10 protein-coding genes are annotated in these 12,660 nt (G+C 63.3%); 9 read left to right on the forward strand and 1 reads right to left on the reverse strand.

Annotated features, from left to right (window positions below; all coding sequences use genetic code 11):
* Window positions 1–236: 236 nt before the first annotated feature.
* Window positions 237–512: a hypothetical protein gene (locus tag QZ307_RS09080; RefSeq protein ID WP_295998964.1), complete on the forward strand. Its 276-nt coding sequence runs from the start codon at window positions 237–239 to the stop codon at window positions 510–512.
* A 92-nt stretch (window positions 513–604) separates the two neighbouring features.
* Here QZ307_RS09080 and QZ307_RS09085 read toward each other — a convergent pair whose 3' ends face one another.
* Entirely contained in the window at window positions 605–1,033 is a 429-nt protein-coding gene (locus QZ307_RS09085) for a peptidylprolyl isomerase (RefSeq protein WP_295998966.1), read from the reverse strand.
* Between the two features lie 208 nt (window positions 1,034–1,241).
* Between QZ307_RS09085 and argC the strand changes: the two genes are divergently transcribed.
* From argC to QZ307_RS09125, 8 genes are all read left to right on the forward strand, one after another.
* A complete protein-coding gene (gene argC, locus QZ307_RS09090; RefSeq protein ID WP_295998969.1) occupies window positions 1,242–2,303 on the forward strand; it encodes an N-acetyl-gamma-glutamyl-phosphate reductase in 1,062 nt (353 codons plus the stop codon).
* 72 nt (window positions 2,304–2,375) lie between these two features.
* Window positions 2,376–3,689 carry a bifunctional glutamate N-acetyltransferase/amino-acid acetyltransferase ArgJ gene (argJ, locus tag QZ307_RS09095; protein ID WP_295998972.1) on the forward strand — a complete coding sequence of 438 codons (1,314 nt, stop codon included), beginning with the start codon at window positions 2,376–2,378 and terminating at the stop codon, window positions 3,687–3,689.
* Window positions 3,686–4,633 carry an acetylglutamate kinase gene (gene argB / locus QZ307_RS09100; protein WP_275205589.1) on the forward strand — a complete coding sequence of 316 codons (948 nt, stop codon included), beginning with the start codon at window positions 3,686–3,688 and terminating at the stop codon, window positions 4,631–4,633. Before argJ ends, argB begins: the two co-directional genes overlap by 4 nt.
* Window positions 4,634–4,709: 76 nt before the next feature.
* The gene (locus QZ307_RS09105; RefSeq protein WP_295998977.1) at window positions 4,710–5,951 is read left to right on the forward strand and encodes an aspartate aminotransferase family protein; all 1,242 of its coding nucleotides are present in this window, start codon (window positions 4,710–4,712) and stop codon (window positions 5,949–5,951) included.
* A 702-nt stretch (window positions 5,952–6,653) separates the two neighbouring features.
* Window positions 6,654–8,045, forward strand: a complete 1,392-nt coding sequence (locus QZ307_RS09110; RefSeq protein WP_295998979.1) for an argininosuccinate synthase — start codon at window positions 6,654–6,656, stop codon at window positions 8,043–8,045.
* A 211-nt stretch (window positions 8,046–8,256) separates the two neighbouring features.
* A complete protein-coding gene (gene argH, locus QZ307_RS09115) occupies window positions 8,257–9,645 on the forward strand; it encodes an argininosuccinate lyase (protein WP_295998982.1) in 1,389 nt (462 codons plus the stop codon).
* 239 nt (window positions 9,646–9,884) lie between these two features.
* Window positions 9,885–10,565: a hydrogenase nickel incorporation protein HypB gene (gene hypB, locus QZ307_RS09120; protein ID WP_295998985.1), complete on the forward strand. Its 681-nt coding sequence runs from the start codon at window positions 9,885–9,887 to the stop codon at window positions 10,563–10,565.
* Window positions 10,566–10,936: 371 nt separating this feature from the next.
* Window positions 10,937–12,660 (forward strand): C69 family dipeptidase (locus tag QZ307_RS09125; protein WP_295998989.1); only part of this gene is annotated, 1,724 nt, incomplete at its 3' end.

The raw sequence follows: 12,660 nt of genomic DNA on the forward strand, positions 1-12,660 counted from the left end.
CCATGGAAGAGGCCACCGACCGCGAGCTGGCAGCCCTCCTGTTCTTGGTGTTCCTTACGGGCGATGCGGTGGATGCCCGCCTCGAGGACAGGAAGTTCGGTTTCTAGGCATTGGCTGATCGCACAAAAGACTGTTATTAGCTTCGTTCAAACGACCAAAAGCTTGTCGGTTGCGGGCTCCTAAACTGCGTGGTGTCGAAAGCAATTCCCTCGCACCCGCGTTGAAAGGAGCCCCCCATGAAGCTGTTTAACGAGAAGGCCCAAGCTGCCGTGTCCGCCCTCGATTCCGCCGATGCCGCCTACTGCACGAAGCTGGAGCAGCGCTTCGCCGCCCTGGGCATCAGCTCCCAGCACGCTTCTTCGGCGGTGTGCGCCCTGGCCGAAGCCGAGGCCGTGCCGCAGCCCGGTTCCTGGGCGGTCCTGCCCGGTCTGTTCAAGGGCCTGTTCCCGAAGAAGGTCCCAGCGACGGCGCCGGTTTCCGTTGAGTCCTATTCCGCCGAGGCCCTTGCTTAAAGCGTGCCGGCTGTCGCTTCTGCTTCGCGGATGGACGTAAAAAGGGCTCCGTCATCGACGGAGCCCTTTGTGCGCGAGCGAGAGGGGAGGGGTTAGTCCTCGACCTCGACCAGCTCGATCTCGAAGTTGAGGTCCTTGCCGGCCAGCTCGTGGTTCATGTCGAAGGTGACAATGCCGTCCTCGATGGACTCCACGAACACGGGGAAGGGCTGGCCGCCCGGGCCCATCATGTACACCGTCTGGCCCACGGGCAGCTGATCGGCGTTGGGAATCTGGTCGACGGGCACCTTCTGCACGGCGGCCTCGTCGCGCTCGCCGTAGGCCTCGGCGGCGGGAATGTGCACGGTTTTCTTCTCGCCCACGGCCATGTCCTCCACAGCGGCGTCGAAGCCGGGGATCATCTGACCGGTCATGCACACGAACTCGATGGGCTCGCCGCGATCGACCGACGAATCGAACTTCGTGCCGTCGTCGAGCGTGCCGGTGTAGTGCACCTTAACTTTCTTACCTTTGTTGCTCATGTTGCGAGCTCCTTTCAAAAAGATACATTGCCCCAGTGTATCGGAAGCCCCGCTTGCATGACGGGGCGCCCGACAACTTGCTCCAAGTTGTCACAAACCCGCGAAAAGGGGGTATGATGGAACGCATCGTGCGCACGTCATCTTTGTGCACGTGCTCAAACAGCTTTTCGATGCCGGAGTTTTCGGCGTCGCTCGAGAAGGAGTCCCTATGACCTATCGTGCTGGAGTAGTGGGAGCCGCCGGATTCGCCGGCATCGAGCTGGTGCGCCTTTTGACGCGCCACCCCTCGTTCGACCTGGCCGTGGCCACGTCCGATGCGCTGGCGGGCACGCCTATCGCGAAGGCCTACCCCGCCTTCGCCGGGGTAACCGACCTGGCGTTCTCCACCCACGAAGATGCGGACTTCGCCGCTTGCGACGTAGTGTTTTTGGCCGTGCCGCACAAGGCGGCTATGGGCATGGCTCCGGCTCTTATTGAGGCGGGGGTCACCGTGGTGGACTTGTCTGCCGATTTCCGCCTGAAGGATCCCGCCGTCTATGAGCAGTGGTACGCGCCCCACACCGCCACCGATCTTCTGGCCCAGGCCGCCTTCGGCTTGCCCGAGCTGACGGGCGACCAGCTGGCCGCCGCGGCCGCGCGCCGCGCTGAGGGCCAGGCGGTGCTGGTGGGTTGCGCCGGCTGCTATCCCACGGCCACCTCGCTGGCCGCCGCGCCGGCCATTCGCGCCGGCTTGGTGGACGCGGTGGCGCCGGTGGTGGCCGACGCCATCTCCGGGGTCACGGGTGCGGGCAAGAAGGCCACCGAGCGCACGCACTTCTGCTTCGCCAACGAGAACCTGGAGGCCTATGGCGTGGGCACTCACCGCCACACCCCCGAGATCGAGCAGATCCTGGGTTTGGAGGGACGGCTGGTGTTCACGCCGCATCTGGCTCCGATCAATCGCGGCCTGCTGTCCACGGTCACGCTGCCGCTTGCCCCGGGCGTGAAGGCTCCCACCACCGAAGAGCTGGTGGACATGTACCGCACGTTCTACGCCGAAAGCCCGCTCGTCACGGTTATGGACGCCGGCGTGCAACCGCGCACGGCCTCGGTAGCCGGCACCTGCCGTGCTCAGGTGGGTGTGGCGGTCCATCCGGCCGGCCTCATTGTGGCCACGGGCGCCATTGACAATTTGGGCAAGGGTGCCGCCGGTCAGGCGGTGCAGTGCGCCAACATTGTGTTCGGTCTGCCCGAGACCGCCGGTCTTGAGGAAATTGCCAATCCCGTTTAGCTATGGCGCCCGGGCCGCTTAGGCGGTTCGGGCGTTTTCGCCATTGTCCCTTGTGCGTAAGAGGAGAATCTCATGACGCTTCCCATTCCCGATCTGACCGACACGCCCCTGGTGTTCCACGAAGAGGGCGGCCCGGCCAGCGCACGCGGCTTCAAGGCCGTCGGTGTCCACGCGGGCTTCCGTGCCGACCCTGATCGTCTTGACATGGCCCTGGTAGTGGCTGACGAGCCTTGCGCCGCAGCGGCCACCTTCACCACGAACGTGTTTTGCGCCGCTCCGGTGCGGGTGTCGCGCGAGCATTTGAGCGAGGGCGGTCCGGGAGCGCCTTCCTACGGCTGCGCCCGCGCGGTGGTGGTGAACTCCGGCATTGCCAACGCGGCTACGGGCGAGCGCGGCCTGCAAGCGGCCCGCGATACCGCGGCCCTGGTGGGCGACGCGGTGGGCTGCCCGGCCAATGAGGTGCTCGTGGCTTCCACGGGCGTCATCGGCCAGCATCTGCGCCTTGAGCCCTTTGGCGAAGGAGTGCCGGCGGCCTTGGCGGCCCTGGACGCCCAAACTGACGACGCCGCTCGCGAGGCGGGGGGCGCCCAGGCGGCCTGGGCCATCATGACCACCGACACGCGCCCCAAGCACCTGGCCGTCAGCTTCCCCGGCGATGATTTCGGCTACCCCGACACGATGTTCACCGTGGGCGGCATGGCGAAGGGCGCGGGCATGATCATGCCGAATATGGCCACGATGATTGCCGTCATCACCACCGATGCGCCGGTGGCCGCCCCCGATTTGTCGGCGGCGCTTACCCGGGCGGTGAACAAGAGCTTCAACAAGGTCACGGTGGACTCCGATACGTCCACCAACGACAGCTGCTTTGCCCTGGCCTCGGGCGCGGCGGCGCCAGGCGGCGCCCGCTTCGAGCCGGGCACGCCGGCCTTCGCCGGTTTCCAGCAGGCTCTCGATGTGGTGTGCATGACGCTGGCCCGCGCCATGGCCGCCGACGGGGAAGGGGCCACGCGCCTCATAACTGTCACGGTGCGCGGCGCGGCCACGGCCGAAGACGCCGACGCGGCGGCCCGCACGGTGGCCAATTCGCCGCTTGTGAAAACGGCTGTGTACGGCCACGATGCCAATTGGGGCCGCGTTGCTGCCGCCCTCGGACGGTCGGGGGCGCAGTTTGCCCAAGAGGACGTGGACATCGATATACTGGGGTTGCCTGTGTGCCGTGCGGGACTCACCGTTCCCTTCGACGAGGACGAGGCGCTACTGCGCTTCGAGCAGCCCGAGTGCGCCATCGATGTGCATTTGCACGCCGGTGACTACAGCACGGTCATGTGGACGTGCGATTTCTCGCACGAGTACGTAACGATCAATGGAGACTACCGTTCATGAAGTACGCATCTGAGGCCCGCGCCCAGGGCATCGCGGAATCTACCGGCGAAATTCTGTTCGAGGCCATGCCCTGGCTCAAGCAGGTAACGGGCAAGACTATTGTTATCAAGTACGGCGGCTCGGCCATGGAGAACCCCCAGCTGGCCGCGGGCGTTATGGCCGACATCGTGCTGCTGAAAATTCTGGGTGTGAACCCGGTGCTGGTGCATGGCGGCGGCAAGGCCATCAACCGCGTGTTCGACAAGTTCGACATTCCCGTGGAGTTCGTCGACGGTCAGCGCGTTACTACCGACGAGGCCATGGCGCTCGTGCGCATGGTACTTACCGGCGAAGTGAACCAGCAGCTGGTGGAGGACATGAACGCCCACGGCAACATGGGCGTGGGCGTGTCGGGCACCGACGCGGGCATCATCGTGGCCGAGCAGGCCGACGAGCGCCTGGGCCGCGTGGGCAAGATCACTCGCATCAACACCGCCCTCATCGAGGACCTTATTGCCGAGGACTACATTCCCATCATCGCCTCCATTGCCATCGGTGAGGACGGCGGCTGCTACAACGTGAACGCCGACATTGCCGCCGGCCATATTGCCGCGGCCATCGGCGCCCATAAGATCATCTTCCTCACCGACGTGGACGGCCTCTACGAGAACTATCCCGACCCCGCCTCGCTCATTGCCGAGATGACTCTCGGCGAGGCCGAGGCCATGATCCGCGGCGACAAGCTGACCAGCGGCATGATTCCCAAGCTGGGCAGCTGCGTGCGCGCCCTGGACGCCGGCGTCAGCGGTGCCCATATCATCAACGGCACCGTGCCTCACGCCCTGCTGCTGGAAATGCTCACCGACTCCGGCATGGGCACCATGGTCACCGGTTTGGAGTCGGCTCAGTTCCTGAACTTGTCTCCCGTGGGCAAGTTTGCCGCCAAGCTGATCGAGAACCGCTAAGGGCGTGGGCGGTCCGTCCCGTGGCCGCTTCGCCATCCGCTGCGCACCCTGTGCGTGAACCGAGAAAGGACATCTCATGACCCTGGCCCGTGAAATGGCTCTGGAATCCGAATATGTAATGGGCACCTTTGCCCGCAAGCCCGTGGAGTTCGTCGAGGGCGAGGGCATGATCCTGCGCGACGACGAGGGCCGCGAGTACCTGGACTTCCTGTCCGGCATTGGCGTGTGCAGCTTGGGCCACTGCTATCCGGCGCTGGTCGAGGCCGTGTCCGAGCAGGCCGCCAAGCTCATCCACGTCAGCAACTACTACTATATCGAGCATCGCGGGGAAGTGGCCCAGCTGCTGTCCACCATGCTGAACGCGGGCAACAAAGAGGCCCATCCCGAAACATGGAAGACCTTCTTCGCCAATTCCGGCGCCGAGGCCAACGAATGTGCCATCAAGCTGGCGCGCCTTTACGCCCGCCGCCGTACCGAGGCGGCCGGCATCGATGCCGAGCTGGCTCCGCGCCTGATTGTCACCCTGGCGAAGAGCTTCCACGGCCGCACCTTGGCCACCCTGGCTGCTACGGCCCAGCCGGCCAAGCAGGAGGCCTTCCAGCCGCTGCCGGCGGGCTTCACCTCCACGCCCATCAACGACGTGGAAGCCTTGGAGCGCCTGTTCGCCACCCAGGGCGACCGCATCTGCGCCGTCATGATGGAGGTAGTGCAGGGCGAAAGCGGCGTGCACCCCTGCACCGAGGAGTTCGTGCAGGCCGTGCGTCGCCTGACGGCGGAGCACGGGGCGCTCATGATTTGCGACGAGGTGCAAAGCGGTATCTTCCGCACCGGCTTGCCCTACGGCTTCCAGCACTTCGACGTGGTGCCCGATATTGTGACCATGGCCAAGGGCATCGCCTCGGGTATCGTGGCCGGCGCCTGCGCCGCTAAGACCTCGGTGGCCGCGGCCTTCGCCCCGGGCGACCACGGCACCACCTTCGGCGGTTCCAACATTGCCATGGCGGCAGCCCATGTTACGCTGTCCACCTTGTTGGCACCGGGTATGGCCGCCCATATTGAAGAGGTGGGCGCCTACATGCGCGAGCGTCTGGCCGGGTTACCCCATGTCAACGAGGTGCGCGGCTTGGGCCTCATGAACGGCATCGACCTGACCCACGAGGCTCCGGCGGCGCCCGATATCGTGGCCGCTGGTTTGGAGTGTGGCCTGGTGCTCAACGCCACGGGCCCCTCCACGCTGCGCTTCCTGCCGCCCCTCATCTGCACCGAGGCCGATGTCGACGTGCTGGTGGAAAAGCTGGCCACGCTGCTGCAGGGATAAGAGTCGGCTGCTCCGCAGAGAGTTCGAAGCCGCCGCGTACGCAAGCCGTACGCGGCGGCTTGTATTTTGTGACAGAAGATGAGATGCCCGCGGTTTCCTGCACAAATAAAGGACAAACTCTATGAGCCATTGGCTGCATAATTCCAGGTCGCAAGCGCCATTTTTTGTGCATGCGCACAGCACATTGCACAAAAAATTTCGACCGTTTTCGAAAAAACTCGGCGATTCGTTATTGACACCCTCATCTTTTACGGCATAATACCGACCAATCGCACGGCCGAGGGTCAGTCCGCACGCGGACACGCCCCATAACTCGGACGGCCGGCGTTAGGAAAGGAACTTCGCACTATGCAGGCAGCGGCTTACACAGCTCAAGTACACGGCGGTAACGCCGCTGGCTGCGTGCGCATGAATGCTTTCCTCACCTCCACGGCAAACGTCGACCGACGCCGACGTATCAGCCGTCTGCGACGCCGTAGCGCGTAAGCAGACTATCTCGGCCCCGTCTGGGGCATCTTCAAGGTAAGCCCACCTTGGAATGAGCCGTGGAATAATTCCCCTCGCTTGATTTGCGCTTGAGCGCTCGACCGTCGCACCCTGGTGCGCTTCGGTCCGCAGCAGGCCGCACCGCAATCCAGCACCCTCCGCCGCCTTTCCGAACGGGCATCGCACCGCAAGCTCGTTTATCAGAAAGGCACAACCATGAATCCGTCGAACTCCGCCAACACCCCCGCTTCTTCCCTCCATGATGCCCCGCAGCTGTCCGCTGCTCCGGCGCCGGGCGAGAAGGAGCGCGTCGTCCTTGCGTACTCCGGCGGTCTTGATACCTCGGTGTGCATCAAGTGGCTCCAGGAAGAGTACAACCTCGATGTCATCGCCGTGGTGGGCGACTTGGGCCAGGAGCACGACGGTCTGGAAGCGGTGAAGGCGAAGGCTCTGGCCACGGGCGCCATCGGCTGCCAAGTGGTGGACATGAGAGCCACGTTCGCCAACGAGTACCTCTCCTGCGCCATGGCCGCCAACGCCATGTACGAGAACAAGTACCCCCTCGTGAGCGCCCTGTCCCGTCCGCTCATTGCCAAGCACCTGGTGAAGGTGGCCCATGCCTATGGCGCCAAGTTCGTGGCCCATGGATGCACGGGCAAGGGCAACGATCAGGTGCGCTTTGAATCTTCTGTCCTCATGTTGGACCCGACCCTGACCATTCTCTCGCCGGTGCGCGACTGGGATCTGGGCTGCCGGGCCGATGAGATTGCCTGGGCCGCGGCTCACAATGTGCCGGTGAAAGCCACGGCCGAGGCGCCCTATTCCATTGACGACAACCTGTGGGGCCGGGCCATCGAGTGCGGCGTGCTGGAGGATCCCTGGTGCGAGCCGCCGGCGGACATCTGGACCATGACCGTCGACCCCACTGAGGCCCCCGATGCGCCCACCTACGTGGAAATCGAGTTCAACCAGGGTATTCCCTGCGCCCTTGACGGCAAGCCCATGGACTTCCTCTCCATCATCTACGCCATGAACGAGCTGTCCGGTGCCAACGGCTTCGGCCGCATCGACATGGTGGAGAACCGGCTTGTGGGCGTGAAGAGCCGTGAGTGCTACGAGGTGCCGGGCGGTCTGGCGCTCATCCAGGCCCATAAGGCGCTGGAGGACCTGTGCCTCGAGCGCGGCGTGCTCCACGCGAAGCTGGCCATCGAGCAGGCCTGGGCTGACCAGGTCTACAACGGCCTGTGGTTCTCGCCGCTCAAGGAGGCGTATGATGCCTTCCTGGCCAACACCCAGCAGTGCGTGACGGGCACGGTGAAGCTGAAGCTGTACAAGGGCAGCTGCACCGTGGTGGGACGGAAGAGCGCTTTCTCGCTCTATGACTTCGGCCTGGCCACCTACGACGCCGACGACGCCTTCGACCATCAGGCTGCCAAGGGCTTCATCGACATCCATAGCCTGTCCTGCAAGGTGTGGGCGGAAAATCGTCTGGCCAACGACGCCCGTATGCCTTCCTTCGCCGATGTTGACGCCACCAACGCCGCTTGCCAGGAAGTAGTAAGCGAAGCCGAGGAAATCCTCGAGGCCACCGAGAAAGCAACGGCGTAGGCCAAGGCCTTTTAGCTTGTTCGCCCCGCCGCCAGCCGGCATCGTCTGCGAACTACCCGCTTCGCTACTTCGCCTTCGGCTCAGGCGCTGCGCTCCCTCATGCATTTACGAAATGGCCTTCGGCCATAGTTTAAAGTTAGTGTTCAGAGAAGTTCTCCGACGACGCCGACTGTCGGCGGGGCTGCTCCTCGGGTAATGAAAGGTTTTTCTTATGGCTCTGTGGTCTGGTCGGTTTGAGGAAGGGGTGGATGCGTTCACCCAACGGTTCGGGGCTTCGCTGCCCGTGGACCAGCGGCTCTATGCGCAGGATATTGCGGGCTCGAAGGCCCATGCGGCCATGCTGGCGGCTCAGGGGGTTATTCCTCAGGAGGACGCGGCGGCTATTGCGGAAGGGCTTGACGGTATTCAGAAGGATATCGAGAGCGGTTCGTTTGTCTTCGACATCAACAACGAGGACATCCATATGGCCATCGAGAGCGCGCTGACCGAGTGTATCGGCAGCGCCGGGGCGCGGCTGCACACGGGGCGCTCGCGCAACGACCAGGTGGCCACGGACACGCGGCTGTTCGCCAAACAGCGGGCGGCTGACCTCATGGCGGCCAACCTGGCTCTGCGCGAGGCACTGCTGGCCCAGGCCGAGGCGAACTTCGATGTGATCTTGCCGGGCTATACCCACTTGCAGCATGCCCAGCCGGTGCTGTTCTCGCATCATATGTTGGCCTATGTGTGGATGCTCGCTCGCGACTTCGATCGCTTGGCCGCCGCCCAGGCGGCTGCCGACGCGAATCCTTTGGGCGCGGCGGCCCTGGCCGGAACCACCTATCCGCTTGATCGCTTCGCCACCACGGCGGCCTTGGGCTTCGACCATCCCATTCCCAACTCGCTTGATGCTGTGTCCGATCGCGACTTTTTGCTCGATCTGCTCTATGCTTGCAGTGTGTCGTGCCTGCACTTGTCGCGGCTTTGCGAGGAGCTGGTGCTCTGGTCCAGCTCCGAGTTCGGGTTCGTGACGCTGTCGGACTCTTATGCCACGGGCTCCTCCATCATGCCCCAGAAGAAGAACCCCGATTTCGCCGAGCTCATTCGCGGGAAGTCCGGCCGGGTGGTGGGCGACCTGATGGCCCTTATGATGACGCTGAAGGGCCTGCCCCTGGCCTATAACAAGGACCTACAGGAAGACAAACAGGGTGCCATGGATGCTGCAGATACCCTGGAGGACTGCTACGTGTGTGCTGCAGGTATGATTGCGACTATGCAGGTCAACCCCGAGGCCATGATGGCTCAGGCGAAGAAGGGCTACCTGGCGGCCACCGATGTGGCCGACTACCTGGCGAAGAAGGGCCTGCCTTTCCGCCAGGCTCACGAAGTGGTGGGGCACTTGGTGCTGCTTTGCGAGAAGCGCGGCTGCGATTTGGAAGATTTGACGCTGGCCGACTTCCAGGCAGAAAGCCCTCTGTTCGAGGCCGACATTGCCGGGGCGCTCAATCTCGAGGCTATCGTGGCGGCCCGCACCACCTACGGCGGTACGGGGCATGAGGCGGTGCGTGCGCAAATGGTCGAGGCCCAGGCGCGTCAGGCGACTGATCAGGCGAAGCTCTAGAAAGCTTTCGAGATCAATCCCACGGTGCATTCGGAAGGGCAGCTGCTTTGGCGGCTGCCCTTCTGCTTTAGCGGCCACCCCTCTGCCTTCGCCCCCTCCTTGCTTGCCGCCGTCAGCTTGCCGTTGCGCCGCCCCTCGGCTTTCTGTTTCGCTCGGCTTTCGTGCCGAAGAATGTGGGGACGCGATGCCGCCCCATGGGATAAGATGACCCCAGTCAACGATCCGAGAAGGAGCACGCCATGGAGCAGCGCAAAGTCATCGAAGTCAAGCAGAACATCCTGGCCGCGAACGATGCGGCTGCTGACGCCTTCCGCGCCAATCGTCGGGGGGAGGGCACCTTTTTCGTAGACGTCATGGCGTCGCCGGGTGCGGGCAAGACCACGCTGCTTTTGGCTCTGATCAAGCAGCTGCGCGTCTTGGGCGTGGAGGACCTCGGCGTTATCGAGGCCGACCTCGAGTCCGATGTGGACGCGCTCAAGATCAAGGAGGCCGGTGTGGCCTCGGTGGAGCTGAACACCCGCGGTGTCTGCCATGTGGAAATGGGCATGGTCGAGCGCGCTTTCGCAGCCTTCGGCGGTATGCGCTTCGACTACTTGTTCCTGGAGAATATCGGCAATCTGGTATGCCCGGCAGAATTCGATACCGGCGCTCACACGCGCGTCATGCTGCTGTCGGTACCCGAGGGCTGGGACAAGGTGATGAAATACCCGCCCATGTTCGCCGCTGTGGATGCGCTCATTGTCACCAAGTGCGATTATCTGCCGCTGAACGAGGACTTCGACATGGAGCGCCTGAAAGCTGAAGCGCGTCGCCTGAATCCGAATCTGGAAATCTTCGTTACGAGCGCGCGCACCGGCGAGGGTATGCCCGAACTGGCTGCCTGGTTCCAACAAACGCGCGCGGAAAAGCTGGGGGAGTAACTAGCGGCGCTTCTCATCCGCCTGCATCATTGGGCCGGCTCTCCTAACGAGAGCCGGCCTTTCTTCTCTTTGAACACTGGCAGCCTTTTCATTGACGTTTTGTCACAGATAACGCATCTACCTGCGTAAACATTCATCTAAACCCAAGTTACACCCGCCTCGTAGCGCCCTTTCTGCCCGAAAACCCTTGCGGGGGGGGGGGCGCTTTTTTGATAGGTTGAGCCCGTTCGAGGGAACTGGACGGACCCGGTTTGAAGGTATGGAGGAGATGGAAACCGCGCGCGTCCGAGACTGCCCAGTATCTCGATCTTTGACAGGAGCCGCATGCGCCCTAAGGCGCCGCTGCGGTCAAAGATGGAGAAAGGGGAGTTATGAAGCTCTCTCATCTAGGCAAGCTGGCGCTGCCGCTTGCGTTGGCTGGCACCTTGGTCGCAGGGGTACCTCTGGAGGCGCTGGCTTGCACTCAGTTCTGGATTCCCGATAGTTACACGGCGGATCAGAACACCTATCTGTACGGTCGCTCGGAGGATTATTCCAAGCGCTACCATAAGACGTTCGGTGTGGAGGAGGCCCACGCTCGCGGGTTCCTCTATTACTCAGACGAGACTGATTTCAAGTGGAATGCCGACAAGCCTACGCTGCGCTACACCTACGTGCGCGATAACGTGGACGCGTGGGACAATCAGCCCAACGCCTACACCTCTGCAGGCATCAATGAGAAGGGTGTCTCCTGCACGGCCACGCTTTCGACCAGCATGAATAGCAACGCGAGGAAAGCCGACCCGGCAAATGAGGATAGCGGTATCGGCGAGTACAACTACGCCAGCATCATCCTCGGCCAGAGCAACACGGCTCGCGAGGGTGTCGAGCTTATTGGCCGCTTGATTGACGAAAATGGTGCATACGCCTGCGACCAGCTTATTATCAGCGACAACAACGAGACCTGGCTCATGTCGGTGGTTTCTGGCCACCAGTGGGTTGCTCTGCTGCTTCCCGAGGACCAGGTGTCGGTTAATCCGAACATGGGCAACCTGGCCATGCCGCTGGACATCAAGGCGACGTCCGAGGATGACCCCACTCCCGTAGTGGGCAAGGGGGTTCTGTGCTCGAAGGACATCATCAAAACCGCCAAAGACGCTGATTTCCTGAAGACCAACGAGGATGGCACCATCGACGTGGTGGGCACCTATGGTCCGGCTCCTACCAGCTCGAGCAAGCGCTATGTGCAGGGCCGTCACTTCTTCGACGCTGCGAAGGATCTCGACTATTCGGTTGCCGATGGCAGGGTGTCCATCACCAACCCCACTCAATTCTTCAAGCCGGGTCGCGCCGATTACACCGTTATGGACGGTCTGCGCTTCCTGGGCTACCGCGGTGAGGGCACCGACGTCGAGGGCGTCGGCTCTGGCCTCAGCAACTCTCAGGTTATCGGCACCATGGGTACTTCCGAGACCCATATGTTCGAGGTGCGCCGCGGCCTCGATCCCGAAATTGCCACCATCCAGTGGGAGGGCCTGGCGCCCGGCGAGTTCAACGTCGAAGTGCCCATGTACTCGGCCCTGCTGAGCAAGGTCAACGAGCGCTACGGCTCAGTCTACGACGACACCGACCATGCCAAGGGCGGCGTCGCCGCGGCTTCCGAAGCCGGTCCGTGGGACCAGTCCATGTCCTACGTGATGATGGATCTGAATACCCTGGGCGACCAGAACCGCGAGAAGGTGGCTCCGGGTCTGCGCACCTACCTGGATGCGCTGCAGAACGAGCTGATCGCCCAGCACAAGCTGGTCGACGCGGCCATGCAGAAGGCGCCGAAGGCCGAGCGCGCTGCGCTGGCCGAGAAGGCGGCCGACCGCGCCACCGAGCTGGTGTGGGAGCGCTGCGAGAAGGTCCTGCAGGAGGTGCGCGACTACCTGGGCACCGATCAGGCAGCTCCGTTCATCGCCGACGACTACAACCTCTCCACCAAGGGCCTGGCCAAGCCCTTCCTGTACGCCTCCGAGGTAGTGCCCGCTGCCCCCGAGCAGCCCGCCAAGCCCTCCGAGCCCGCGAAGCCGGCCACCCCGGCCGTGACCGCGGCCTCCATCGCCAAGGCGAA

Source organism: uncultured Adlercreutzia sp., assembly GCA_910585575.1.
Classification (GTDB): Bacteria; Actinomycetota; Coriobacteriia; order Coriobacteriales; family Eggerthellaceae; genus Adlercreutzia.